This is a genomic window from Salipiger bermudensis HTCC2601 (genome assembly GCF_000153725.1).
In the GTDB taxonomy this organism is placed as follows: Bacteria; Pseudomonadota; Alphaproteobacteria; order Rhodobacterales; family Rhodobacteraceae; genus Salipiger; species Salipiger bermudensis.
The window spans coordinates 3090611-3113203 of record NZ_DS022276.1 but is presented as its reverse complement, the minus strand read 5'-3'; the positions used below and the strand labels follow the sequence as shown (position 1 = coordinate 3113203).

21 protein-coding genes are annotated in these 22593 nt (G+C 66.6%); 9 read left to right on the top strand and 12 right to left on the bottom strand.

The window, feature by feature from the left end; translation table 11 throughout:
• Window positions 1–225, top strand: a 225-nt coding sequence (locus R2601_RS14600; protein ID WP_007799667.1) for a DUF2237 family protein, incomplete at its 5' end; no start/stop codon positions are given.
• A gap of 86 nt (window positions 226–311) precedes the next feature.
• On the opposite strand, the gene R2601_RS14595 is transcribed toward R2601_RS14600, so the two are convergent.
• From R2601_RS14595 to R2601_RS14585, 3 genes are all read right to left on the bottom strand, one after another.
• Complete coding sequence (locus R2601_RS14595) at window positions 312–1196, bottom strand: DMT family transporter (RefSeq protein ID WP_007799664.1); 885 nt, start codon at window positions 1194–1196, stop codon at window positions 312–314.
• Window positions 1193–2251: a DUF6902 family protein gene (locus R2601_RS14590; RefSeq protein WP_007799663.1), complete on the bottom strand. Its 1059-nt coding sequence runs from the start codon at window positions 2249–2251 to the stop codon at window positions 1193–1195. The genes R2601_RS14595 and R2601_RS14590 overlap by 4 nt, the downstream gene beginning before the upstream one ends.
• Window positions 2252–2335: 84 nt before the next feature.
• The gene (locus R2601_RS14585; protein ID WP_007799662.1) at window positions 2336–3103 is read right to left on the bottom strand and encodes a DUF6749 family protein; all 768 of its coding nucleotides are present in this window, start codon (window positions 3101–3103) and stop codon (window positions 2336–2338) included.
• A 318-nt stretch (window positions 3104–3421) separates the two neighbouring features.
• Here R2601_RS14585 and xth point away from each other — a divergent pair, with 318 nt between their 5' ends.
• The 3 genes from xth (at window position 3422) to grxD (ending at window position 5032) form a co-directional block, all read left to right on the top strand.
• Window positions 3422–4204: an exodeoxyribonuclease III gene (gene xth / locus R2601_RS14580; RefSeq protein WP_007799661.1), complete on the top strand. Its 783-nt coding sequence runs from the start codon at window positions 3422–3424 to the stop codon at window positions 4202–4204.
• A gap of 91 nt (window positions 4205–4295) precedes the next feature.
• Window positions 4296–4538 carry a BolA/IbaG family iron-sulfur metabolism protein gene (locus tag R2601_RS14575; protein ID WP_007799660.1) on the top strand — a complete coding sequence of 81 codons (243 nt, stop codon included), beginning with the start codon at window positions 4296–4298 and terminating at the stop codon, window positions 4536–4538.
• Between the two features lie 131 nt (window positions 4539–4669).
• Window positions 4670–5032 carry a Grx4 family monothiol glutaredoxin gene (gene grxD, locus R2601_RS14570; RefSeq protein ID WP_007799659.1) on the top strand — a complete coding sequence of 121 codons (363 nt, stop codon included), beginning with the start codon at window positions 4670–4672 and terminating at the stop codon, window positions 5030–5032.
• 474 nt (window positions 5033–5506) lie between these two features.
• Here grxD and ccmE read toward each other — a convergent pair whose 3' ends face one another.
• The 3 genes from ccmE to R2601_RS14555 form a co-directional block, all read right to left on the bottom strand.
• Window positions 5507–5956 (bottom strand): cytochrome c maturation protein CcmE, encoded by a 450-nt coding sequence (gene ccmE, locus R2601_RS14565; protein ID WP_007799658.1) that lies wholly within the window; start codon window positions 5954–5956, stop codon window positions 5507–5509.
• A 141-nt stretch (window positions 5957–6097) separates the two neighbouring features.
• Window positions 6098–6910: a glutamate racemase gene (gene murI / locus R2601_RS14560; RefSeq protein WP_007799657.1), complete on the bottom strand. Its 813-nt coding sequence runs from the start codon at window positions 6908–6910 to the stop codon at window positions 6098–6100.
• A gap of 126 nt (window positions 6911–7036) precedes the next feature.
• A complete protein-coding gene (locus R2601_RS14555) occupies window positions 7037–10459 on the bottom strand; it encodes an indolepyruvate ferredoxin oxidoreductase family protein (RefSeq protein WP_040544753.1) in 3423 nt (1140 codons plus the stop codon).
• A gap of 164 nt (window positions 10460–10623) precedes the next feature.
• Between R2601_RS14555 and R2601_RS14550 the strand changes: the two genes are divergently transcribed.
• The 4 genes from R2601_RS14550 to R2601_RS14535 all read left to right on the top strand — a co-directional run bounded on the left by R2601_RS14550 (window position 10624) and on the right by R2601_RS14535 (window position 16038).
• Window positions 10624–11529: a LysR family transcriptional regulator gene (locus R2601_RS14550; RefSeq protein ID WP_007799655.1), complete on the top strand. Its 906-nt coding sequence runs from the start codon at window positions 10624–10626 to the stop codon at window positions 11527–11529.
• A 239-nt stretch (window positions 11530–11768) separates the two neighbouring features.
• The gene (locus R2601_RS14545) at window positions 11769–12632 is read left to right on the top strand and encodes a class I SAM-dependent methyltransferase (RefSeq protein WP_007799654.1); all 864 of its coding nucleotides are present in this window, start codon (window positions 11769–11771) and stop codon (window positions 12630–12632) included.
• Between the two features lie 74 nt (window positions 12633–12706).
• The gene (purL, locus tag R2601_RS14540) at window positions 12707–14866 is read left to right on the top strand and encodes a phosphoribosylformylglycinamidine synthase subunit PurL (protein ID WP_040545402.1); all 2160 of its coding nucleotides are present in this window, start codon (window positions 12707–12709) and stop codon (window positions 14864–14866) included.
• A gap of 314 nt (window positions 14867–15180) precedes the next feature.
• The gene (locus R2601_RS14535; RefSeq protein ID WP_007799652.1) at window positions 15181–16038 is read left to right on the top strand and encodes a LysR family transcriptional regulator; all 858 of its coding nucleotides are present in this window, start codon (window positions 15181–15183) and stop codon (window positions 16036–16038) included.
• A gap of 40 nt (window positions 16039–16078) precedes the next feature.
• Here the strand turns inward: R2601_RS14535 and R2601_RS14530 are convergent, their stop codons facing one another.
• The 3 genes from R2601_RS14530 to R2601_RS14520 form a co-directional block, all read right to left on the bottom strand.
• Window positions 16079–17581, bottom strand: a complete 1503-nt coding sequence (locus R2601_RS14530) for a carboxypeptidase M32 (protein WP_007799650.1) — start codon at window positions 17579–17581, stop codon at window positions 16079–16081.
• The gene (gene ctaA / locus R2601_RS14525; protein WP_007799647.1) at window positions 17578–18723 is read right to left on the bottom strand and encodes a heme A synthase; all 1146 of its coding nucleotides are present in this window, start codon (window positions 18721–18723) and stop codon (window positions 17578–17580) included. Before ctaA ends, R2601_RS14530 begins: the two co-directional genes overlap by 4 nt.
• Before the next feature lie 97 nt (window positions 18724–18820).
• Window positions 18821–19564 (bottom strand): RNA methyltransferase, encoded by a 744-nt coding sequence (locus tag R2601_RS14520; RefSeq protein WP_007799645.1) that lies wholly within the window; start codon window positions 19562–19564, stop codon window positions 18821–18823.
• 342 nt (window positions 19565–19906) lie between these two features.
• On the opposite strand from R2601_RS14520, the gene R2601_RS14515 reads away from it, so the two are divergent.
• Window positions 19907–20533 (top strand): thiamine phosphate synthase, encoded by a 627-nt coding sequence (locus R2601_RS14515; protein WP_007799643.1) that lies wholly within the window; start codon window positions 19907–19909, stop codon window positions 20531–20533.
• Between the two features lie 136 nt (window positions 20534–20669).
• On the opposite strand, the gene olsA is transcribed toward R2601_RS14515, so the two are convergent.
• From olsA to R2601_RS14500, 3 genes are all read right to left on the bottom strand, one after another.
• Window positions 20670–21494: a lyso-ornithine lipid O-acyltransferase gene (gene olsA, locus R2601_RS14510; RefSeq protein WP_007799641.1), complete on the bottom strand. Its 825-nt coding sequence runs from the start codon at window positions 21492–21494 to the stop codon at window positions 20670–20672.
• On the bottom strand, window positions 21491–22249 hold the full coding sequence (gene olsB / locus R2601_RS14505) for an L-ornithine N(alpha)-acyltransferase (RefSeq protein WP_007799639.1): 759 nt from the start codon (window positions 22247–22249) through the stop codon (window positions 21491–21493). The genes olsA and olsB overlap by 4 nt, the downstream gene beginning before the upstream one ends.
• A 135-nt stretch (window positions 22250–22384) precedes the next feature.
• The gene (locus tag R2601_RS14500; RefSeq protein WP_007799637.1) at window positions 22385–22567 is read right to left on the bottom strand and encodes a DUF3553 domain-containing protein; all 183 of its coding nucleotides are present in this window, start codon (window positions 22565–22567) and stop codon (window positions 22385–22387) included.
• Window positions 22568–22593: the final 26 nt, after the last annotated feature.

Genomic DNA, 22593 nt, shown 5'->3' with positions numbered 1-22593 from the left:
GGCGAGTTTCTTGCCTATTCCGCCTATGTCGGCAATGACCTGTCGACGCCCCGCCCCGAGTTTCACTTCCCCGGCCTCAAGCCCGGCGACCCGTGGTGCCTCTGCGCTGCGCGCTTCTTGCAGGCGCATGACGAGGGCTGCGCCCCCAAGGTCTCGCTCGAGGCGACCCATATGCGCGCGCTCGAGATCGTGCCGCTCGAGGTGCTGCAAGGCCACGCCGCCTGAGCACCCGACCCAATCCCTTTCGCTCAAAACGCAACCGCCCCGCAGCGGCTTGGCGCTGCGGGGCGGGATAGATCTTTCTCAGATGATCAGGCGTTGGCCGAGCTGCGGCGCTCCTGTGTCACCGCCTCGTCGAAGATCAGCCACAGGCCCGAGCCGACCACCAGCGTGACGCCCAGCATGGTGCCCACGGCGGGAATCTCGCCGAAGCCGAACCAGCCGATCACAACCATCCAGACGAATTGCAGGTTCATCAGCGGCGTTGCCACGTAAGCCGGCAGCAGCCGCAGCGCCTCGACCGAGAGCCAGCGGGCCGCGAAGAGGAACACCGCGTAGGTCACGACCCAGCCCAGATCCGCCAGCGGCATCGGTTGCCAGACGAACGGCAGCGCCACGGCCATGCTCAGCATCAGCGCGAGGTTCGGCCAGAACACCTGCGCCAGCGGCACGCGCTCGATGCGGGCGATGTAGCGCGCGGCGATCATCGAGCCGGTGCCGGTGAAGGCGGCGAACAACGCCCAGAGGTGGCCCGGATCGAGCGAAAGCTCGCCTGCCGGCATCACGAAGAGCAGCCCGCCCGCGCCGAGCAGCAGCGCCATCCAGACCGCCGGGCGCACCGGCTCGCCGAGCGCGGGGCCCGACATCGCGGCGGCGATCAGCGGCACCAGCGCGATGAACAGGAAGACATCGGCGAAGGGCAGCAGGCGGAAGGCCTGAAAGAAGCTCAGCGCCGAAACCACGGTGAGCAACGCGCGCAACGCCATGGCGCCGCGGCAGGTGGTGCGCAGCGTCTCGCCGTTCTTGCGCGACGCGCCGAGGGACATCAGCAGCACGAGCCCCGCCGACAGCGCGAAGAGCTGCGGCGCGGCGTAGCCACCGGCGATGAGCTTGGTGATGCCGTCCGCCGCAGCGATGGCACCGGTGTAGAGCGCGACAAGGGCAGCGCCCACGATGGCTGTGCGTGTCCCGTTCATGCGTTACCTGCCCGGGCAAAGCCCTCAAAGAATGCGTCGAAGCGCGGGGAATGATCGGCAAGCTGGTCGACCACATCGAGGGTCTGCGGCGACAGCCGCGCCCCCATGCGCTCGCGCATCCCGGCCCAGTCGGCGCTGCGGGCAGAGCCTTCGGCGAAGAGCGCTTCCGACAGTTCGCGCAGCGGCGCGACGCGCTGTGCCCGCTGGAAGCGCATCCGCCCGCCCTCCAGCGGCTTGTGGAACGGCTTGCCGCCGATCACCGAGGCGTGCCAGTTGCAGACGAGGAAGTCGTGGTAATCATCGGCGACCGAGACGGTCTCGCCACTCTCCACGGTAAACAGATGGGTCTCGCGGTCGAGCCAGATCGTCCAAAGCGGCGGCGGCACCTCGCGGGCATAGCGCAGGGCGATGCAGATCTCGGCCAGCAGGTCGGAGTTCTGGTCCAGATAGGCCAGGTTGCCGGCGAAGTAGAGGCTGTTGATCGCCTCCTCGTCAAGGCCGGGATCCTGACGGCCGTATTCGCTGAGGTAGAACACGATGTGGGTCAGCTCGTAGGCGGCCTTCTTGTTCGGCAGAGCGAAGGTCTGCGAACGGGCGCAGAAGGCGCGCAGGCGGTCGGCCAGCCCCTCGTCATCCTCGCTCACATGGCCGCGGCGGGCCAGAAGGCGGCGGGCTTCCATGCGCTGCAGGTCCGAAAGCTCGGCATCGGCAAAGCCGTGGCGCGCGGCGCGCTCGGTGAGCTTGGCGCCGGTGTCGCCCTCCATGCCCAGATCCTCGAGATCGAGGGTGAGCGAGAGCAGGAAGCGGTAGTATTGCGGGAAGAAGGCCATGCGGTCTTCCACCGATTTGTAGAACCCGCGCAGCGGCGCCAGCGCGGCCCGGGGCACGTAGGTCCCGGTGCATTCCAGGATGTTGAGAAGCTCTGCGTTTTCCTTCAGCCAGAACACGTCATCCTCTCGCCGCCGGCTGGTGGCAAAGCTCTTCACGAGCGCTGCAACTCCGGCATCCTGCGACGCGACGGGGGCCTTCGGGCGAAGTGCGATAACGTTGGTCATGACTGATTTCCCTGTGTCTTTCTGTTTCCGGCCGCACGCGGGCGTCTCATCCCCATAAGACGCCCGCAGCGATGGCATCCTGGCTTATGCGCAGGAGGTGAAGGAGCCGGTGACTTCACCGTTGACGGCACGGCTGTCGCGGGGAGCCGCGCAGGAAGTGACCATCTCGACAGCGTCGCCGGTCAGGGCCTCGGAGGCCTTCGGCTCGGCGCAGGAGGTGAACAGGCCGGTCACGTCGCCTGCGTCAGCCGAACTGGTGGTCGGGGTCGCGCAGGAGGTGAACATCTCGACCGCGTCGCCGGCATCGGCCGAGCTGGTGGTCGGAGCGGCGCAGGAGGTGACCATCTCGACGGCATCGCCGGTCAGGGTCTCGGACGCTTTCGGCTCGGCGCAGGAGGTGAACAGGCCGGTGGCTTCGCCGGTCGCGGTCGAGCCGGTGGTCGGGGTGGCACACGAAGTGAACAGGCCCACGACATCGCCGGTCGCGGTCGAGCTGGTGGTCGGCGCGGCGCAGGAGGTGAACATTTCCACCGCGTCGCCGGTCAGGGCCTCGGAAGCCTTGGGCTCGGCGCAGGACGTGAACAGGCCGGTGGCTTCGCCGGTCGCGGTCGAGCCGGTCAGCGGCGTGGCGCAGGACGTGTAGAGGCCGGTTGCCTCACCTGTGGCAGCGGAGCCGGTCACCGGTGCGGCGCAAGAGGTAAACATATCCACAGCCTCGCCGGTCAGTGCGCTGCCGAAGCTTTCGGGTGCGGCGCAGGAGGTGAACATCGAGGCACCTTCCCCACCGAACATGTCGCCGCCGAAGTCGTTGGCGAATTCTTCAATGATTTCATGCTTGAGTTGTGCAGACATGGGGTAACCCTTCCTGGTGTAGCGTTTGCGTTTTGGCACGCTCAGGGTTTCCTCCAATGCATGTTTCTGGCAATATAGTTTCTTGTTAGGGTTGAATTATACACGAGTTATCCACATGCACATTAAGACCTAAAAGACACAGAAAAAACACAATTCAAAGTTGTCCACAGGGGAATCTTTTCTGTGGATAAGTTTTTGCGACTTGTTGAAACCTGCTTTTCACCCCGGAAACGGCCCCGAATCGTCGGCTGAAAACCGCGCTGGGCTTGCCCCTGAGCTCCGCTTCGGCGATAGCTTGCTCAAATTTCGGAGGGCCAAATGAAGATCGCCACCTTCAACATCAACGGCATCAAGGCGCGCATCGGCGCCCTCACCGACTGGCTCGACGAGGCGCAGCCCGACGTCGCGCTGCTGCAGGAGATCAAGTCTGTCGATGAGGCCTTCCCCCGCGAGCATTTCGAGGAGCGCGGCTGGCAAGTCGAAACCCACGGCCAGAAGAGCTTCAACGGCGTCGCCATCCTGTCGAAGCTGCCGCTCGAGGATGTCACCCGCGGCCTGCCCGGCGATGACGAGGACGAACAGGCGCGCTGGATCGAGGCCACGGTGATAGGCGAGAGCCACGCGGTGCGGCTCTGCGGGCTCTACCTGCCCAACGGCAACCCGGTGCCTGGGCCGAAATACGACTACAAGCTTGCGTGGATGAAACGGCTCGAGGCCCGCGCCCGCGAACTTCTGGCCAGCGAGATGCCAGCGGTGATGGCGGGCGACTACAATGTCATCCCTCAAGCCGAGGACGCCGCCAAGCCCCAGGCCTGGATCGAGGACGCACTCTACCTCCCCGAGACCCGCGCCGCCTTCCGCCGCATCCTGAACCTCGGCTTCACCGAGGCCTTCCGCGCCCGCACTCAGGGCCCCGGCCACTATTCCTTCTGGGATTATCAGGCCGGCGCTTGGCAGCGGAACAATGGCATCCGCATCGACCACCTGCTGCTGACCCCGCAGGCGGCAGACCTGATGACCGACGTGCAGATCGACCGCGACATCCGCGGCCGCGACAAGCCGTCCGATCACGTGCCGGTCTGGATCGACCTCGCCGCCTGATCCGGCCCGTGCCCGGCCAAGCGCCTGCTTGCACCCGCTTCGCACGGAGCTTACATCTTGGGGGAACGGACGACAGCGGAGACACGCCCCAATGGCCATTGAAGCGACGGAAATCGAACAGCTCATCCGAGCCGAGTTTCCCGATGCCCAGATCACCATCACCGATCTTGCCGGTGACGGAAACCACTACGCCGCCGAGGTGATCGACGAGAGCTTCCGTGGCAAGAACCGCGTCCAGCAGCAGCGCGCCGTCTATGCCGCCCTCAAGGGCAAGATGGACGGGGCGCATGGCGAACTGCACGCGCTGGCGCTGACCACCAAGGCGCCGGACTGACCACGGACTGACGCCCGCGCCCGGATCGTCGGCGGCACGCCGCGATGATCCGGTCCGGGTTCTGGAAAATACCGGCCCCGCTCCGCGCGGGGCCAGCCGGTGCCAAGGCACCGCGCAGATAGGAGAGAGATATGACCGACGCGAAGACGATGATCGACGAGACGGTGAAGTCCAACACCGTGGTGCTCTACATGAAGGGCACCAAGACCATGCCGCAATGCGGCTTCTCGAGCCGCGTGGCCGGGGTGTTGAACTACATGGGCGTGGATTTCCACGACGTGAACGTGCTGGCCGATGACGCGATCCGCCAGGGCATCAAGGACTATTCCGACTGGCCGACCATCCCGCAGCTCTACGTCAAGGGCGAGTTCGTGGGCGGCTGCGACATCATCACCGAGATGACCCTCTCGGGCGAGCTCGACCAGCTCTTCGAACAGAGCGGGGTCGAGTACAACAAGGATGCCGCCGACAAGATCCGCGAAGCCAACGCGTGATCCGGTCTTCTTGGTAAGACTTGGAAAGGCGGGCCCTCGGGCCCGCCTTTTTCTTTTGGCGGGCGGTCTCTTGCGGCGTTTCGCGCATCAACGCCGCCACGCATCGCCGAGCCGCGGGACACCGCGCTGCCTGTGTAGCCTGTGACGGGGCATGGAACGGAAGGTCCGAAGGCGCTCTACGCTCCGCACCGAGCGCTTTTAAATCGCAGGAAGCTCCGAACTCGGACGCCGCCGCGCATCGCCGGTCCGCGGGGTGGCGATCCTTCCGTGGAATCCCGCGATTTATATCAGCCAAGTCCGAAGAACCTCGAAGCTGTGCACCCGGCACAACCAAATCGCCGGCCCGGGGGCGGGTCATGCCGAAGGCATGCTTCCAGCATGACCGATGCGCGGCGGCCTTCGGCCTTGATTCCGCGCCGCGAACGTTCGCGCGTCTGCACAAAACGCACCCATCTCGACAGCGCGCCCCTAGCCTCAGCTGTTGGGATCCTGGTAGACGCCCTGCTCCTTCAGCGCGTCCATGACCTCTTTCGGCATGTATGTCTCGTCGTGCTTGGCGAGGATCTCGGAGGCCACGAAGACCCCCTCGACATAGCGCCCGGTGCCCACCATGCCCTGGTTCTCGGCAAAGAGATCGGGCAGCACGCCGGCGAACACCACCGGTACCGAGGCGCCCCCATCGGTGACGCTGAAGCGGATCTCGTGGCCCTCGCCACGGATCAGCGTCCCACCCTCGACAAGGCCGCCGATGCGGAAGGTCTCGTTCGGCGCGGGCGGCTCCTCCATCACCTGGCTGGGGGAGCGGAAGAAGTTGATGCCGTCGCGCATTGCGTAGCCAATCAGCACCGTCGAGACCACCAGCGCGACCGCAGCCAGCGCGACCACCTGGATACGGCGCTGCTTCTTGAGCGATTTGAGCGACATGGTTTCTCCTCTTCCGACCGGACGGCGCCAGCCTGCCCGATGCGTTCCGCGCTGTCAGCCTAGACTATATGGCATTCAAGGGCGCGCATGTAAGTGTTGCAGATCAAATTGCGGCGAGCGGACGCGGTTTTGCGGTGCGGGTCACGCCGCCTCGAAGGTGATCTCGCGGCGCAGGAAGCGCGTCGCGTGGCCCGAGACCTTGCGCGGATCGCCGGTGGTCAGGAACCGGCTCGTGGTACCGGTGCCGATCATCCCCGGATGGCGCTGCAGGTAATCGGCCAGCGACTCGGCCACGAGGTTGGCCTGCGAATAGACCGCGACATCCTCTCCCAGCGCCTCCTGGAAGGTCTCCTGCATCAGCGGGTAATGGGTGCAGCCGAGGATCGCCGCCTGCGGCGAGGGCATCTTGCGCTTGAGCGCATCGACATGGCTTCGCACCAGCGCCTCGGCCAGGATCATGTCGCCCTCCTCGATGGCATCGACGAGCCCGCCGCAGGCCTGCGCCTCGACATCGACGCCGATGGCGCGGAAGGCCAGCTCGCGCTGAAAGGCGCGGCTGCGCACGGTGGCCGGCGTGGCGAACAGCGCCACGTGCTGCACCGCGACCTCGCGCGGAGGCGAGTTGTCGCCCCACTGGCGCTCGGTCATTGCCTCGATCAAGGGAACGAAGACGCCCAGTACCCGCTTGTCGCGCGGGATCCAGCTTTCCTGCATCCGGCGCAACGCGGCGGCCGAGGCCGTATTGCAGGCGAGGATGACGAGATCGCAGCCCGCCTCCCAGAGACGTTCGACCGCAGCGGTGGTCAGGTTGTAGATATCGTCGGCATCGCGCACGCCGTAGGGCGCGTGGGCGCTGTCGGCGAAGTAAACGAAGGGCACCTCGGGCAAGCGCTTGCTCACCGCGTCCAGCACCGTGAGCCCGCCAAGCCCGGAATCGAATACGCCAACCGCCATCGGCCTGTCTCCTGCCGCCACTGCCCAAGCCCGCGACTCGTTGCGCGGTATTGTCTGCTCTTACGGCGGTTCGGCGCGAAAATCCATTGCGACCGTAGACCTAGGCCGAACGGTGCCGGCGGCGGATCACTCCGCCGCCCGTGCCATCGCCCCTCCGCCGTCGCGGATCACCGCCAGCAACTCCTCGCGGCGCTTGGCCGCCTCGCGCTCGTTGGCCTCCTTGACCGGGCCGAAGCCGCGGATCTTCAGCGGCAGCTCCGCCAGCGCCACGATTGCGTCATGGGTCTCGGGGGTGAGCTTGGGCAGGACCTCGTCCATGTCGCGCTCGTACTGCGCGATCAAGGCCCGCTCCATCTTACGCTCGGCAGTCCGCCCGAAGGGATCGAACGGCGTGCCGCGCAGCCCCTTGAGCTTGGCCAGCAGGCGGAAGTTGCGCAGCATCCCCTCGCCGAACGCCTTCTTCACCGGGCGGCCATCGGAGCCGGTCTTCGACAGCAGCGGCGGCGCGAGGTGGAAGCTCATCTTGAAATCGCCGTCGAACTGCGCCCGCGCCTTGGCCTCGGTGTCGAGATGCAGCCGCGCGACCTCGTACTCATCCTTGTAGGCCAGCAGCTTGTGATAGCCCTTGGCGATGGCCTCGCGCAGGCGCTCATCGTCCGCCCGGTCGACCATGCGGCGATAGCGCTTGGCCAGGCGCGTGTTCTGGTAGGCCGTCAGATGCGCCTCGCGGAAGGCGATCTTCTCCTCGAGCGTCTTGGGCTTCTCGATCACCGTGGGGCTCAGGAGCTTTGCGGCCGCCTCTGGATGCAGCATCGCCCAGCGTCCGATCTCGAAGGCGCGCAGGTTCTTCTCGACCGCCGCACCGTTGAGGCGCAGCGCCTCGGCGATGGCGTCATGCGGCAGCGGCACGAGCCCCTGCTGCCACGCGGCCCCGAGGATCATCATGTTGGAGAAGATCGAGTCCCCGAGCGTCGCCTTGGCCAGCTCGGTGGCATCGAAGAGCTTGGCGCGCTCCTGCATCCGCGCCTCGATGGCCAGCTTCAGCCGGTCATTCGGTAAGGCAAACTCCGTGTCGCGGGTGAACTCGCCGGTGACGATCTCGTGGCTGTTCACCACCGCGCCGGTGCGACCCGAGGCGGTCAGCCCCAGTGTCTTGGCCCCGGCGCTGACCACGAGGTCACCGCCGATCAGCGCATGGGCCTCGCCGATCGCCACGCGCACCGCCGAGATATCCTCGGGGCGGTTGGCAAGCCGCAGGTGGATATGCACCGCGCCGCCCTTCTGGGCCAGCCCCGCCATCTCCATCATCCCCGCGCCAAGGCCTGCGATCTGCGCCGCCTGCGCCAGCACCGCGCCGATGGTCACCACGCCGGTGCCGCCAACGCCTGTGATCACCACGTTGTGGGTGCCGTCGATCCGCGGCAGCGCCGGCTCGGGCATGTCGGGCAGCGCAAGCTCGGTGGTCGCGCCCTTGCGGACCTTGGCGCCCTCGAGCGTCACGAAAGACGGGCAGAAGCCCTTGAGGCAGGAGAAATCCTTGTTGCAGCTCGACTGGTCGATGACGCGCTTGCGGCCAAGCTCGGTCTCTTCCGGCACGATGGCGACGCAGTTCGACTGCACGCCGCAATCGCCGCAGCCCTCGCAGACATCGGTGTTGATGAACACGCGCTTGTCCGGATCCGGGAACAGGCCGCGCTTGCGCCGGCGGCGCTTCTCGGCGGCGCAGGTCTGGATGTAGAGGATGACCGAGACGCCCTCGACCTCGCGCATCTGTTTCTGCACCGCCTCCATCTCGGCGCGCACGTGCTTCTCGATGCCCTGCGGGAAGAGGTCGAAATTCACGTCCTCCTTCTCGTCATAGACCACGGCGATGTGCTGCACCCCCATCGCGACGAGCTCGCGGGCGATGCGGTCGGCGGTGAGCCCGCCCTCGTTGGCCTGCCCGCCGGTCATCGCAACGGCGTCGTTGTAGAGGATCTTGTAGGTGATGTTGGTGTTTGCCGCGAGGGCCGCGCGGATCGCCTGCACGCCCGAGTGGTTGTAGGTGCCGTCTCCGAGGTTCTGGAACACGTGCGGGCGCTTGGAGAACGGCGCCTCGCCGATCCAGTTGGCGCCTTCGCCGCCCATGTGGGTGAAGCCGGTGGTCTCGCGGTCCATCCACTGCACCATGTAGTGGCAGCCGATACCGGCATAGGCGCGGCTGCCCTCGGGCACCTTGGTCGAGGTGTTGTGCGGGCAGCCGGCGCAGTAATAGGGAAGCCGCGCCGCGATATCCTCGGCATTGTCGGATTTCCGCGCATCCGCAAGGGTTTGCAGCGCAGCCTTGAGGCGCTCGGTGTCGCGGCCCTCGTCGATCAGGATGGTGCCGAGGCGTTCGGCGATCATGACCGGATCAAGCGCGCCCTGCGTCGGGAACAGCTCGGGCCCGTGCATCGAGCCGGCGCCGCCGCCCTTGTGCCAGCCATAGACCCGGCGGCCGCGGCGGTCGTCAAAGATCGCCTCCTTGACCTGCACCTCGATCAGCTTGCGCTTCTCCTCGACCACGACGATCAGGTCGAGCCCCTCGGCCCAGTCGTGAAAGCCCAGCATGTCGAGCGGGAAAGTCTGGCCGACCTTGTAGGTGGTGATCCCCAACCGCTCCGCCTCGGCCTCGTCGACGCCCAGCAGCGACAGCGCGTGCACCAGATCGAGCCAGTTCTTGCCCGCCGCGACGAAACCGATCTTGGCGCCGGGCTTGCCCCACATGCGCTTGTCCATCTTGTTGGCGTGCGAGAAGGCCTCCGCCGCAAAGCGCTTGTAATCGATGATGCGCTTTTCCTGCTCGTGCGGCGTGTCGCCGAGCCGGATGTTGAGCCCGCCCGGCGGCATCTCGAATTCGGGCGTGACCAGCGACATGCGGTCTGGGCGGCCATCGACCACCGCGGTGGCCTCGACCGTGTCCTTCATGGTCTTGAGCCCCACCCAGACGCCGGCGAAGCGCGACAGCGCATAGGCATAGACGCCGTAATCAAGGATCTCCTGCACGCCTGCCGGCGAGACCACCGGCATGTAGGCGTCGACCATCGCCCATTCCGACTGGTGCAGCACGGTCGAGCTCTCGCCCGTGTGGTCGTCGCCCATTGCCATGATGACACCGCCATGCGGCGAGGTCCCGGCCATGTTGGCATGGCGCATCACGTCACCGGAGCGGTCGACCCCAGGCCCCTTGCCGTACCAGAGCCCGAACACGCCGTCATATTTGCCCTCGCCGCGCAGCTCGGCCTGCTGGCTGCCCCAGAGCGCCGTCGCGGCGAGATCCTCGTTCAGCCCCTCCTGAAAGGTGACGTCGGCGGCGGCGAGATATTTCCCGGCCCGCTGCATCTGCAGGTCCACCGCGCCGAGCGGCGAGCCGCGATAGCCGGTAACGTAGCCGGCCGTGTCGAGGCCCGCGGCGACGTCGCGCGCCTTCTGGATCAGCATGAGACGCACGAGCGCCTGGGTGCCGTTGAGCAGCACCGGGCTCTTCTCGAGGTCAAATCGGTCTTGGAGTGAGATCTCTTGCTTCGTCATGCGCGCCTCCCAACGCTCATCCCGTGGCATATCCCCCACATAATAGGTCAAAATCGCTGACCTTGATATCATTTTTTTCGTGTTTTCAGGCTGTCCTGAAAGGATAGGTTCCTATTTATGATATCTGTCGTATACAGGCGCCGCGAGCAGGCATGGGTACCGAAATGGACTGGGACAAGCTAAGAATCTTTCACGCGGTTGCGGATGCGGGCAGCCTGACACATGCGGGCGATGCGCTGCATCTGTCTCAATCCGCGGTGTCGCGGCAGATCCGCTCTCTGGAGGAGTCGCTGAATACGACCCTGTTCCACCGACATGCCCGCGGGCTGATTCTCACCGAACAGGGCGAATTGCTCTTCGATGCCACGGCCTCGATGGTGAAGCGCATCGATGCCGCCACCGCGCGCATCCGCGACAGCGAGGAAGAGGTGTTCGGTGAACTGAAGGTCACCACCACCCATGGCTTCGGCGTTCTCTGGCTCGCTCCCCGCCTGACCAAGCTCTATGAGAAGTTCCCCGATCTGAAGATCGACCTCATGCTCGAGGAACGCGTGCTCGACCTGCCGATGCGCGAAGCTGATGTCGCCATCCGCATGAAAGAGCCGAGCCAGGCCGATCTGATCCGCAAGCGGCTGATGTCGATCCGGATGCGCATGTATGCCTCGCCCGAGTATCTCGCCGATCGTGGCGTGCCCGGCTCGCTCGACGAGCTGTCGCAGCACCGCCTGATCTGCCAGAATCCCGCCTCCTCGCAGGTCGCCGCGGGCAAGCTGCTGGTGCAGGAGCTGCTGACCTACGACATCCAGACAGCGCTTACGGTCAACAACTATTTCGGCGTGTTGCAGGCCGTGGTCGCAAATCTCGGCATCGGGGTTCTGCCCGACTACATCATCGAAGATTTCCCCTCGGTGGTCCGCGTGCTCCCGGAAATCGAGAGCAACGAGGTGCCGGTGTTCCTCGCATACCCGGAAGAGTTGCGCCATTCCAAGCGTGTAGCGGCCTTCCGCGACTTCGTGCAGGAAGAAATCTTTGCCCACCGCCGTCAGCTTCGGGCTATGGGAGCGGACTAAACTCGCCCTAAAAGTGTGAGCTATGCGCCACATTCATGGCGGCAATGCTGCGCCTGCGGCGTCTTCTCCCTTGATCGACTCAGAACTGATAACATATTCGGCAGATGAAGCTTGAAGCGCCCTAGCGCGCATCATCTTCATACCTCCCTGTTGGACTTCGGCCGAGCTTTGTGCTCGGCCTTTTTTTTGGCCGCGCCCATCCGGATTCCTGGGTAGGCTCGCAGCAAGGGAGCGCAAACATGACCGACAGCATGACAGACGGGCCGAACGCGGGGCAGCAGGCCTTCTGGACCACCGGCCCCGGCCAGCACTGGGTGCGGCTGCACCTCGAGCTCGATACCCTGCACGCGCGGCTCAGCGACATCCTGCTCGACGCCGCCGCTCCGCGCCCCGGCGAGCGGGTGATCGACATCGGCTGCGGCGCGGGGGCCGTGGCCATCGCCGCCGGACAGCAAGTCGGGACCGAGGGCCACGTGCTGGGGCTGGATATCTCGGCCCCGTTGATCGAGGTCGGGCGTGACCGCGCCGAAGGGCTGACCTGCGCGCCGGACTTCCTCGTGGCCGACGCCCAGACCTGGGCACATGAGGGCGCGCCCTTCGATCTCTGCGTGTCGCGGATGGGGCTGATGTTCTTCGCCGACCCGGTGGCCGGTTTCGCCAACATCCAGCGCCACCTGCGCCCCGGCGGGCGGCTGGTATTCGCCGCCTGGGCGGCGGCCGAGCACAACCCGTGGTTCGACCTCGCCAAGCGCGCCGCGGCAGAGCGACTCGGCCCCTCCGAGCCCGGTGATCCCCACGCCCCCGGCCCCACCGCCTTTGCCGACGCCGCGCGGGTCCGGGCGCTGCTCTCGCAGGCCGGCTTCGACACCCCGCAGGCGCGAGTGGTCGACACAACGCTCGAGATGCCCGGCGGCAGCGCCGAGGCGGCGGAGCTGACACAGTATATTGGCCCGATCTCGGCCCAGCTTCGCTCCAAGAACGGCAGTGAGGCCGACCGCGCAGCGCTTCTCGAACACATGCGCACCGCCTTCGCCGCCTATGACGACGCTGACGGCTGCCATATCCCCGCCCGCATCAACCTTTTCTCAGCAACCCGGCCCTGAGCGGCCCTCAGCCCCCTTCCCACTGCGTCACCCTTGCCTTAAAGAGCGCGCAGGATTGCCAGAGGGGTATGAGCATGCAGGAACCGGCCATCACCGAAGAGCTGATCGAGGCGCACGGCATCAAGCCGGATGAGTACGCACGCATCCTTCAGATCCTCAATCGCGAGCCGACCTTTACAGAGCTCGGCATCTTCTCGGCGATGTGGAACGAGCACTGCTCCTACAAGTCGTCGAAGATCCACCTGAAGACCCTTCCCACCTCCGGCCCGCAGGTGATCTGCGGCCCCGGCGAGAACGCCGGCGTGGTCGATATCGGCGATGGTCAGGCGGTGGTCTTCAAGATGGAGAGCCACAACCACCCCTCTTATATCGAGCCCTATCAGGGCGCGGCCACCGGTGTCGGCGGCATCCTGCGCGACGTGTTCACCATGGGTGCCCGCCCGATCGCCGCGATGAACTCGTTGAGCTTCGGCGAGAAGGACCATCCCAAGACCCGCCGCCTCGTGCATGGCGTGGTCGAAGGCGTGGGCGGCTACGGCAACTGCTTCGGCGTACCGACCGCCGGCGGCGAAGTCCGCTTCCACTCGGCATATAATGGCAACTGCCTGGTCAACGCCTTCGCGGCGGGCCTCGCCGATGCCGACAAGATCTTCTACTCCGCCGCCTCGGGCATCGGCATGCCGGTGGTCTATCTCGGCGCCAAGACCGGCCGCGACGGCGTCGGCGGCGCGACCATGGCTTCGGCCGAGTTCGACGAGACGATCGAGGAAAAGCGCCCCACCGTTCAGGTCGGCGACCCGTTCACCGAAAAGCGCCTGATGGAGGCCACGCTCGAGCTGATGCAGACCGGCGCGGTGATCTCGATCCAGGACATGGGCGCGGCGGGCCTGACCTGCTCGGCCGTGGAGATGGGCGACAAGGGCGGTCTCGGCGTGCGGCTCGACCTCGAGAAGGTGCCGCAGCGCGAAAAGAACATGACCGCCTACGAGATGATGCTCTCGGAAAGCCAGGAGCGCATGCTCATGGTGCTCGACCCCTCCAAGGAGGCCGAGGCCAAGGCGGTGTTCGACAAGTGGGATCTGGACTTCGCCATCGTCGGCGAAACCATCGAGGAAGACCGCTTCCTCATCGTCCACAACGGCGAGGTGAAAGCCGACATGCCGCTGTCGCGGCTGTCCTCGTCCGCCCCCGAATACGACCGCCCGTGGGAGCCCTCCGAGCCGGCAGCCGAGCTCGCCGACGTGCCGCAGATCGATCCGATCGACGGGCTGAAGGCGCTGATCGCCTCGCCCAACTACTGCTCGCGCGAATGGGTCTACGAACAGTATGACAGCCAGGTCATGGCCGACACCATGCGCATCCCCGGCTTCGGCTCGGGCGTGATCCGCGTGCATGGCACCGACAAGAAGCTCGCCTTCACCTCGGATGTGACCCCGCGCTACGTCAAGGCCAACCCGGTCGAGGGCGGCAAGCAGGCAGTGGCCGAGGCCTATCGCAACCTGACCGCCGTTGGCGCTCTGCCGCTGGCGACCACCGACAACCTCAACTTCGGCAACCCCGAGAAGCCCGAGATCATGGGCCAGTTCGTCGAGGCCCTGCGCGGCATCGGCGCGGCCTGCTCGGCGCTCGACATGCCGATCGTGTCGGGCAACGTCTCGCTCTACAACGAGACCGACGGACAGGGCATCCTGCCGACCCCGACCATCGGCGCAGTTGGCCTGATCGCAGCCGACGAGGAGCCGATCCTGGGCTATGCCCGCGACGGCCACGTGCTGCTCATGGTTGGCCAGACCGGCAGCCATCTCGGCCAGTCCGCCCTGCTGGCAGAGGTCTTCAACCGTGAGGACGGCGACGCGCCGGCGGTCGATCTGGCCGAGGAGAAGCGCAACGGCGAGTTCATCCGCGCCAACCGCGAGTGGATCAAGTGCTGCACCGATCTCAGCGACGGCGGGCTTGCGCTGGCGGCCTTCGAGATGGCCGAGGCCTCGGGCGTCGGCGTCCAGCTCGACGGCGCCGATACCGCCGCGCTGTTCGGCGAGGACCAGGGCCGCTACCTGATCGCCTGCAGCTTCGATGCCGCCGAAGCGCTGATGATTGCCGCCGGCCAGGCCGGTGTCACCATCGAGACCGTCGGCCGCTTCCACGGCGACAGCGTCAAGCTCGGCGGCAGCGAGGCGCCGCTGTCGGAGCTCTCCGAGATCTTCCGCAGCAGCTTTGGCGCCGTGTTCGGCTGACCGCTCAAGAGGAGCGATCAGAAAGACCTCCCGGCTAACGGGAATTATGATTGCGATAAAGCCACGCCCGTCGCTCCATCAGGAGCGGCGGGCGTTTCACTTTGATAAACTCTTGCCCGCAATCAAGACCTTAGCGCCCTTGCAGATATGTAATGGCACTATTGCAAAAACAAATTACGCATCTTAAAGACGTGTTTAGTAGATAGTCTGGTATCGATTCCGACAGCGCCGAGCCGATGCCCCTGTCTGTCTCCGCCCGCATATCCTTGCGGTTAATGATCCACCTGTTTCTGTAGGGTTCCGAGCAGACGACAATGAACAACTGGGACGATCTGCGCTTTCTGGTAGCGCTATCGAAGACCGGCACTATGACCGCGGCAGCCAAGAGCCTCGGCACCAACACCGCGACGGTGTCGCGCCGGATCGAACGACTCTCCGAAACCCTCGGGATGCCAGCCTTCGTCAAGACCTCTGACGGTTGGCGCCCGTCCGAGGCCGTGGCCTCGCTGATCACCTTGGCACAGAGCTTCGACGGCGAGTTGCAGGCAGCACTGAACACGCAGGCCGCCAACACAGACTCCGAGCCGGTGACGATCAATGTCGGCAGCCTGCCCGCGCTGTCCTCGTTGGTGCTGTTCCCCGGCCTGACGAAGCACGCCGAAATGCTTGATGGCGTGCGGCTGAACTTCTCCGACCGGATCTTCCGCGAGGGGCTCGGCGACCACGACCTCGTGCTGCAATACAACCGTCCCGACCAGGGCCGGATCATCGCCCGCAAGGTCGGCGAAATGAATTTCCGTTTCTATCGCTTCGCGGAGGCGCCCGCGGGCGAGGATTGGGCCGGGCTCGGAGAGGCCCATGACGACAATCCGCTGATGCAATACGGGCAGAACCAGTTCGGCCGTGAGCCGAAGCTGCGGGTCGACAGCCTGATGGCGCTGCACCGTCTGATGAAGGTGACCGAGTTGCCCGGACCGCTTCCCGACCTGATCGCGCAGCGCGACCCCGATCTTGTGCCGCTGTTTCCCGACTCGCCGGTGCGTACCGAGAATTGCTGGCTGTTCTACCACGAGAGCCGCCGCAACGATCCCGGGATGCGCCGCGCGGTCGACTGGATCATTCGCTGCTTCGAAGACATCGACGGCACCGAAGCGGACGCAAGCGCGTCCTGACCATCCGCCACGGCACATGATGTGCCACCCGCGGCGCGTCTCATTCGCGCGCCGCGCAGAGGCCTCTGTCAAGCCCGTAGATCGCCCCGAACTTCGCTTCGAGGTAATCCAGCAGCGCGGTCTCCGACGGTGCCCCGCCGCAGGCGCGGGTGATGACCTCGCGCGGCTCGTAGAGCCCGCCATATTGCTGCACGTTCTCGGCCAGCCAGCCGGTCGCCGCGCGCAGATCGCCCTGTGAGAGCTGTGTGTCCAGATCCGGCACAGCCTGCCGCAGCGACGCGTGCAGACAGCCAGCATAGACATTGCCGAGCGAATAGGTCGGGAAGTAACCGAATAGCCCCGCAGACCAGTGCACATCCTGCAGCACGCCATCCGAAGGCTTGTCGACCTCGTAGCCGAAGTCCGCGAGGAAGCGCTCGTTCCACGCCGCCTCGAGATCGTCGACCTCGAGATCGCCGGCGATCAGCGCGCGCTCCAGATCGAAGCGCAGCAGGACGTGGAGGTTGTACTGCACCTCGTCCGCCTCGGTGCGGATATAGCCGTTCTGCACCCGGTTCACCGCCGCGTAGAACGCCTCCGGTCCGTCGAGCCCGAGATCGCCGTAGGCCTCGGTCATGCGCTCGAAGAGCCAGCCGGTGAAAGCCCGCGAGCGGCCGAGCTGGTTCTCGTAGATCCGGCTCTGGCTTTCGTGCACACCCATCGACACGCCCGCCCCGAGCGGCGTGAAGCGGTAGGCCTGCCGTACGTTCTGCTCGTAGCAGGCGTGACCGACCTCGTGGATCGTCGAGTAGAGGCAGTTGAACGGGTCGAGCGCGTTGGTGCGCGTGGTGATGCGCACATCGTCGCCAGAGCCCGAGCTGAAAGGGTGCACCGACTTGTCGAGCCGCCCGCGCGACATCTCGTAGCCAAAGGTCTTGGCCACGGTCTGCGCCAGCGTCATCTGCGCCTGCTCATCGAACGGGCCGCGCAGAGCCCGGGGCTGCGGCTTCTCGAGCACCGCCTGCCGCAGCGCCACGAGGCGCGGGCGCAGGGCGCCGAACATCCCGGCCAGCTGCGCAGCGGTGGCACCGGGCTCGTAATCCTCGAGCATCGCGTCATAGACATCGCCCCCCGCCGCCAGCGCCGCGCCTTCCTCTCGCTTGAGGCTCACCACCTCGCGCAGCACCGGCGCGAAGGCGGCGAAATTGTCGTCGGCCCGGGCCTCCGCCCAGACCCGGTGCGCCCGGCTGGTCAGACGTGCGAGATCGGAGGCCAGCTTGGCCGGCACCCGCAAGGTGCGCTCGTAGGAGCGGCGGATGTGGCGCAGCTGCGCCCTGCCCTCGTCGTCCAGCGCCCCGGCGTCGATGGCGTCGAGCCACTCCCCGACACGGGGATCGGTGCGGCGGGCATGCAGAACCGACTCCATCGCGGCGATCTCGTCCGAGCGCTGCTCTCCGGCGCCGCGCGGCATGATGGTCTCCTGATCCCAGCCCAGTCGGCCGGCGACCTGCGCCAGCGCGCCGGTCTCGCGCTGGAAGTTCATCAGGGTCTCGAAGGCGGTCATGCGGCGGTCCCCCGGATGGATTGAGCCTTGGGATATTGTGCTCCGAAGCGGGCACGGATGATCAGCACCCAGAGCACCACGGCGCCGATCTGGTGGGTGATCGCGATGTGCATCTGCGCCACGTAGAGCACCGTGACGATGCCCAGCACCACCTGCACCAGCATCATCGCCATCACCGCGTTGAAGCGGAAGCGGGTGTCGGGGTTGGCGGATTTGCGCGCCCTGAGCCAAGTCACGATTCCGAAGACGAAGAGCAGGTATCCCGCCATGCGGTGCATGAACTGAACCAGTCCGGGGTCCTCGAAGAAGTTGCGCCAGACGGGCTCGATGTCGAAGGGCTGCGGCGGGAAGAACCCGCCCGCCATCAGCGGCCAGTCGGTGTAGCTGCGCCCGGCGTCGATCCCAGCCACCAGCGCGCCCAGCAGAATCTGCAGGAAGGCGAAGTGCATCAGGCCCGTGCCCATGGAAAAGAGCTTGGCCTCGCGCCCGCGCCGCGCCTGCATCAGCTCACGCTCGGGCCGCTTCAGCGCGAAGGTGTACCAGGCAATGAAGCCGAGGATGACGAAGGCGAGGCCCAGGTGGGTCGCCAGCCGGTAGGAGGCGACCGAGACCATCTCGCCCACGAGCCCCGAGGCCACCATCCACCAGCCGATCGCGCCCTGCAGCCCGCCGAGCGCGCCCAGCAGAAGCAGCCGCCCGGTCCAGCCGGTGGGGATTTTCTTCGTCACGAGGAAGCCGAGGAATCCCAGCGCCCAGACCAGCCCGATCACCCGGCCCAACTGGCGGTGGCCCCACTCCCACCAGTAGATGCTCTTGAACTCCTCGAGCGTCATCTGGTTGTTCATGATGCGGTATTGCGGGCTCTGCTGGTAGAGCTCGAACTCTTCCTGCCAGTGGGCGGCGTCGAGCGGCGGCATGGCGCCGGTGACCGGCTTCCACTCGGTGATCGACAACCCGCTGTCGGTGAGCCGGGTCATGCCGCCAACCACGATCATCGCCATGACCAGCGCAAAGAGCAGCATCAGCCAGACGCGGATGGCGCCGCGCGCGCCGCCGCGCCCCCTGTCGATCATGCCGCCCGCGGGCTGCGCCTTCGGCGTCTCCGCGCCGACCTCCTCGAAGAGCTTTCGCTGTCCGGCCATGCCTCACCTCTCCTTGATGTGGAGCGGACGATAGGGCCGCCCCGGTCTTGCTTCAACCTGCGCGCGCCATTGTGACGCAACGCTCCGGCAGGCGGCGTCAGCCGCGTTCCTTCCAGCGCACCATCTGGCGCAGGATGCCGTGCAGGGTGCGCACGTCCTCGCTGGTCAGCGGCATGCGCGACCAGAGATTGCGCAGCGTGAGCTTCATCGCCGGCGCCTTGTGATCGGGGAAGAAGAAGCCCGCCTCCTCGAGCCGCTGCTCGTAATGCTCGGCGAGCTTCTCGACCTCGATGCCGCTGGCCCAGGCCGCGCCGGCCATCTCGTCGCGCCGCGCCTCGATCTCGGCGCTGGCCCGGCGCCACTCGTAGCCGCAGAGCAGCACGCATTGCGCGAGGTTGAGCGACGGGAACTCGGGGTTCACTGGCACCGAGATGATGGCATTGGCCTGCGCCACGTCGGCGTTCTCGAGGCCGGCGCGCTCGGGGCCGAACATCACCGCGACGCGGCCACCCTGGGCGATGCGCTCGGCCGCGGCCCGCATTGCCTCTTCCGGCGAGTAGACCGGCTTGGTCATGCCGCGCTGGCGGGCGGTGGTCGCGAAGACCAGGTCGCAATCGCCCACCGCGCCGGCCACGTCCTCGCTGAGCACCGCGTCGTCGAGCAGCCGTCCCGCCCCCGAGGCCATGGCCACCGACGACGGGTTGGGCCAGCCGTCGCGCGGGCTTACCAGCCGCATGCGATCGAGCCCGAAATTCCACATGGCGCGCGCGGCGGCACCGATATTCTCGCCCATCTGCGGGCGCACCAGCACGAAGGCGGGCTGTTTCACATCGCTCGGCATGGCCTCTCCTTTGTCTCGCGCGCATCCCTAAGCGCCCCGCAAAACAAGGGCAAGCCGGCATCGGCCACGGCGCCCCCCGTCCCTGTCCGCAACCTCAAGAAACGTCCCACCCCACCGTCCCGACGCGCCCGCCGGACGCGCTCCCCCGACATCGCCACCGGCACCATGCCGGGCACCCACCGAACCGCCACCGCCACGTCGCACCCATCTTCTCTTCGTCAAAAATACTCCCGCCGGAGGCATCCCACGCTGCCCCCCACCGAACGGCCACCACAAGGCAGCCCCTTGGCACCGCTCCGTCACTCGGTGTATGGACGCCGGAGCTTTCCGGAGAATACCCCCATGGCCGAGACCGACACCGATCTGCCCCAGCTCTACCTGATCACCCCGCCGGAGTTCGATCTCTCCGCCTTCCCGGCGCAGCTCGACGCGGTGCTGCAGGCGGCGCCGATCGCCTGCATCCGCCTGGCGCTGACGACCCGCGACGAGGACCGCATCATGCGCGCCGCCGATGCCGTGCGCGAGGTGGCGCATGCCCATGACGTGGCGCTGGTGATCGACACCCACGTGGTGCTGGCGCAACGGCTGGGCCTCGACGGGGTGCACCTGACCGACGGCGCGCGCTCGGTGCGCCATGCCCGCAAGGAGCTCGGCCCCGACGCCATCGTCGGCGCCTTCTGTTCGGCCTCGCGCCATGACGGCATGACCGCCGGGGAGACCGGCGCCGATTACGTCTCGTTCGGCCCGGTGGGCGGCGCCTCCCTCGGCGACGGCACGCTGGCCGAGCCCGAGCTCTTCGAATGGTGGTCGCAGATGATCGAGCTGCCGGTGGTGGCCGAGGGCGGGCTTACCCCCGAGCTGGTCGCCACGCTGACCCCGCTGACCGATTTCTTCGGCATCGGCGAGGAGATCTGGTCGCAAGACGATCCCGCCGCCGCGCTGAAAGACCTCATCGCCGCGATGGGCTGAGGGCGCCACGCGCACACGCGTTCGTCGGGAAACGCACCCGAGCCACAGGCCGCGCGCCGCGCCAGCGGCGCCCCCCCCCGGCGACGCGGACGCAGTCCGCGGCGCAATCCCTCTGGCATGACAGCGAAGACCCGGGTCAGTGCCCCATCGGATGGGCGCTGCGCACCTGCGCCTCGAGATGGGCCGCCAGTGTCTTGCGATTGGGATGATCGTCGACCCGCACCGGCGGGTGATAGACCAGCGCCACCCGGCCCTGCCGCCGCGCGCCCAGCACCTTGAGCAGATGCGGCCCGAAGCCCATATCGCCCCACCAGCCATAGAACCGCGGATCCTCCCCGGCTGGCGCGTGCCAGATCACCGTCACCGCCTGCAGCGCCATCTGGTGGCGCAGGGGGTCTCCGAAAAAGGCGGCGAACAGCGTTGGCTTGAACGGCAGCACGCGCTGTCCGTCGGTCGAGGTGCCCTCGGGGAAGAACAGCAGCCGGTGACCGTGCAGCAGTCGCTCTTCGAAGACCCGCTTCTGTTCAACTGCGGCGCGCGGGTCGCGGGTGATGAACACCGTCCCCGCCAGCCGCGCCAGGAAGCCGATCCCGGGCCAGCCCGAGACCTCGGCCTTGGAGACGAAATAAAGGTTGCGCCTTGCGTTCAGCGCGAAAATGTCGAGCCAGCTCGCATGGTTGGCCACCAGCGCCCCGGCGCCCTGCAGCCGCGGCCCTCGCGTGTCCAGCCCGATCCCGAGGATCACGAGCGCCAGCCGTGAGACGCCTTGCGTGATCCACGGCGTCACCGGGCGGCGCTGGCCGCAAAGCGGGCGCTCGATCAGCCGCAGTGGCAGCTTCACCAGAACGCCCAGCACGATCAGCAGGACCAGCGCGGGCCCGCGCAGCGTCACCCGCGCCCAGTCTCCGGCGGAGAGCCGCACCTCTTCCGGTGCGTCTCCGCGCCAGGTCGGGCCGCTCATCCGCGGCCCCGCGTGTAAATCCCCGCCGCCTTCTCGTTGAGCCGCGCGGTGTCCATCACCAGGCAGATATCGGTGGTGTTGAACGCATGATCCACGAAGGCCCCTTCGCCGACCACGCCGCCCAGCCTCAGGTAGCCCTTGATCAGCGCCGGCACGTCGCGCATGGCGAGGCGGCGGTCGATGGCATCTTCGGGCAGTAGGTCCATGCTCTGGAAGTGCTTCGAGCGCACCCGCAGCGCTTCGGGCGCGAGATGCCGATGATGCAGCAGTGACAGGGGCTGCGCCAGCTCCGCCACGTCGGTGCCGTGGAACGAGGCGGTGCCGAACAGGATCTCGATCCCGTGCGCGCGCACGTAACCGGCGAGCGCGTTCCACAGGTGCATCATCGCGGTGCCGCCGCGGTAGTCGGGATGCAGGCAGGAGCGTCCGAGCTCGAGCAGCCGCCGGCCCGAGGCGCGCAGCGGCGCCAGATCGTACTCGTCCTCGGAATAGAACTGCCCCGCCGCCTCGGCCTGATCGTCGCGCAGCAGCCGGTAGACGCCCACGACCGCGTCGTCCCGACACGCATCGGTCAGGATCAGATGATCGAAGAACGGATCGAAACGGTCGCGCTCGAGCCGGGCGTCGTGATCGACCATCGCCCCGCCACCGCCGAGCTCGGCCACGAAGACCTCGTAGCGCAGGCGTTGCGCGGCCCGAAGATCGGCCTCGTCGCTGGCCAGCCGCACGGTGAAATCAGCGTCGTCCAGAGCCATCCGCGCCCCTCTACCCATTCTCCGCCCGTTCATAATCCGGGCCACAACAAAGGAAAACCGGTTTCGCCTCGCCAAGTGCGGCGCGGTGGCTTTAACTTCTCGTTAAGACGACCTGTCCTAAAGAGAATGGCCTATTCAGTCTCCGAAGACCGGCAGCAGGGTGACGCGGCTGCCATCGATCACCACCTTGCCCTCTTCGCGGAAATTCACCGTGATGCGGCCACCGATATTGGACTGCACCTGTCCGACACCCCAGTCGGGCTGCTCCGGGTGAGAGACCAGCATCCCGGGCTCGAGTAATGCGTTGAGTTCGTCCATGATGCCTATGTCCACCCTGTCATGCT